4 protein-coding genes are annotated in these 2,632 nt (G+C 38.5%); 2 read left to right on the top strand and 2 right to left on the bottom strand.

The genetic code is table 11. The features are described 5' to 3' along the window. Positions 1 to 238: 238 nt before the first annotated feature. Positions 239 to 373 carry a hypothetical protein gene (locus Q0P86_RS16800; RefSeq protein ID WP_295041102.1) on the bottom strand — a complete coding sequence of 45 codons (135 nt, stop codon included), beginning with the start codon at positions 371 to 373 and terminating at the stop codon, positions 239 to 241. Between the two features lie 250 nt (positions 374 to 623). On the opposite strand from Q0P86_RS16800, the gene Q0P86_RS16795 reads away from it, so the two are divergent. Together Q0P86_RS16795 and Q0P86_RS16790 are read left to right on the top strand one after the other, a co-directional pair. After that, positions 624 to 1,490: a lytic transglycosylase domain-containing protein gene (locus tag Q0P86_RS16795; protein ID WP_295041100.1), complete on the top strand. Its 867-nt coding sequence runs from the start codon at positions 624 to 626 to the stop codon at positions 1,488 to 1,490. 2 nt (positions 1,491 to 1,492) lie between these two features. Next, a complete protein-coding gene (locus Q0P86_RS16790; RefSeq protein WP_295041098.1) occupies positions 1,493 to 2,194 on the top strand; it encodes a hypothetical protein in 702 nt (233 codons plus the stop codon). Here the strand turns inward: Q0P86_RS16790 and Q0P86_RS16785 are convergent. Next, positions 2,181 to 2,632: hypothetical protein (locus tag Q0P86_RS16785; protein WP_295041096.1), on the bottom strand; the 452-nt coding region annotated here is incomplete at its 5' end. The two genes, Q0P86_RS16790 and Q0P86_RS16785, sit on opposite strands and share 14 nt — an antisense overlap.

The raw sequence follows: 2,632 nt of genomic DNA, 5'->3' as shown, positions 1-2,632 counted from the left end.
AATGTTAGTTTATTTGTAAATAGTCGTTTTGGGGTAATTTTTAGAGGTTGCCTTAATTGAAAAATAAAAACAGATGCTCTGCTTGGAACATCTGTTTTTTTTTTTGCTATAGGAGATTCCCGCCTTCGTGGGAATGACAAATGCATGCCTCGATCCTTCGACTTCGCGCCTTACGGTGCTCCATTGGGTCGCGGGAAGGCCCTTCGGCAGGCTCAGGGACCATTCCCTAACTACTCGCTTATTTCTTCACATGCCTGTGATACTCCTGCAAGCTGCACACCTCGAATCTGCCGTAGTCGTGTTTGTCCATGAGGCCTTCGACGGTGGAGGTGAGGGCGGCGATGGTGGTGGTGATAGGTACACCGCTGACCACAGCCTTGCTGCGCATTTGGATTTGTACGCTTTGCGTACAGTCTCCTTGCTCGTCAAATGAGAATAATTATGGGGAAGCTTACAGTTGCAGGGTAGGGTTGCCCTACAAATGCTTAAAAATTGAGCTTTGTAGGGTAAAATCTCCCGATGAAACAAAAAACACCCCTCATTTCTTTTTTAAAGCGCGAATTCTGGAGAAAAATATTCGGAAATATTATTTATATTCCTTGAAAATAAAATACGAGACTTACATGGAAAAGGATTTTTTTAACACAATTCTACAAAACATCAATGTGGTTGACGAAAACGGGCTTGGTTACGATATATCTCTGTTGCCAGAAGCAAAAAAAGAATACGAAAATTATAAAAATCGTTGTCTAGCAAATGAATGGAGCGACTCGCACTTTGATGAGTGGAGTGATGCTGATACATTAAAATTCATTAGAAAGTCTTCGCTCGTTGAATTCATTGATGATCCTGCCAAAAGAAAACAGGCAATTTTGGAAAATAAAGCAAATGTATATTTTCCAGTTTGCGACAACAAATCTGCTAGTAACGAAATGCCTTGGAATGAAATTCACCAATTAAACGGAGTCGAAAAATACAATTCGCTGATTGTGGCTGCAGCAAAGGAGTATTCCTTAGACCCAGATTTATTGAGAGCTATCGTTTATATGGAGACCACTCATGGCTATTACGACAATGCCATTTCAAATGTGTTTAGGGCGTTTAACCTAACTCCGAATTATATTCCTGAAGGTGTAAATAAGTCCATTTTACCAATGAATATAAACACTCAATTTTGGGGTGATAATTTTGGGTCGAGAGAGCAGTTAAGAATTCCTGAATACAATATATATGCTGGCGCAAAGCATCTAAAACAGTTACAAAATGCTGTCGGAGGTTTTGACATAGAAAAAATTGCGACATTGTACAACAACCTTTCCGCCCGACGAATAAATGACTACGGAAAAAGGGTTGCGAAACTGTATCAAGAAAAACCCTGGATAAATCCGCCGTCACTATACAATTACAATGAAAGCGCGCCTTTACTTAATTTTCTTCGAGCATTACTTATATCGACATACACCCTGTGTCCATCTCTATTCTCTGAATAACAATGAACAAAGACGCTGAACTATTCGCATCACGAGTTGGCATTGCGACGTTTGTAACTGCATACTGCGCTTTGTTAATGAGCAGATTGAACAGAGCGTGTGAATCGGCTGACATATTTATGTCTATCGTTCTAACGACGGGTTCTTTGTTATGCTTTTTACTTTTTATCCGACTTCCTTGGCAATTTATATGCAAGCACGCCATTAAATTTAATCAGACAAATGAAGATTTCTTCAAAAAACTATTTTGTTTATGTGGTTACGACGTGTTTCCCTTAACTATAATAGTCATAATTGCGTGCTGGTTTGATTTCAATGTGGAACTGTTGCTTCTACCGATTATAACAATTGCGGTGATTGCACTAGTCCTGAAGTTTTACGATAAAAGAAAATTCAGCAAAAAAACACAAATCGTTTACTTTGTGTCAAATACTGTAATTCTTGTCATAATGGGATTTTGGGTATCCCTTGGCAGCAATGAGATCGTCACTATGGCTTTGACCTTTGTTAGGTTCATGATGGTTGCCGGTCCAATTGCTTTGCTTTTTAAATGCTCAAAACTCTTTTATTTGCCAACGGCTGTAATTGTGGTAGAAAAACTATTGTACGGAAATTTTTCCACACTGGATACAATTTTCATTCCTTGCAATTTCTTGATTAGCGCTGTATTTGCTCTTGCCATGGCAAGAATCAATCGGGCTTGACTTTGACAATAGCTTTTTCGTTAAAGTTCTTGATATAATAAACGGTATCACCGTTGGCTTTGTAATGCGTTACGCTATAGGCATTTGTTGAATCGCTTACATGAAAGTCAATAGAGTCGCGTGCTTCGTTAAAATAAAACCAGTCGTGATTCCTGTATTCTACAAGAAAAGTAGAATCTGTAGAATTAATTATGAGTTCATTTTTCGGAACATAGTCATCCTGAGTATAGGATTTAAATTTCGCTATGTTTCTTCTTTCTTTAGTTGTGGCTACGTAAAAATTTCCGTCTGAGGATTGGATGAAAAAGGACAGGTTGTCTTTCTTTCTGATCCAGCTGTCCAAATGACTGAACAGATTCATGAAAGCCATTCGGTTGTACAGAGAAATTTTTAGACGGTAAAAGCGCGGTTCCTTAGTTGAAAAAAAACTAAATTCAA

Source organism: uncultured Fibrobacter sp. (genome assembly GCF_946062555.1).
Taxonomy (GTDB): Bacteria; Fibrobacterota; Fibrobacteria; order Fibrobacterales; family Fibrobacteraceae; genus Fibrobacter.
The sequence above is the reverse complement of the archived record's forward strand: the minus strand, read 5'-3'. Positions and strand labels throughout refer to the sequence as shown.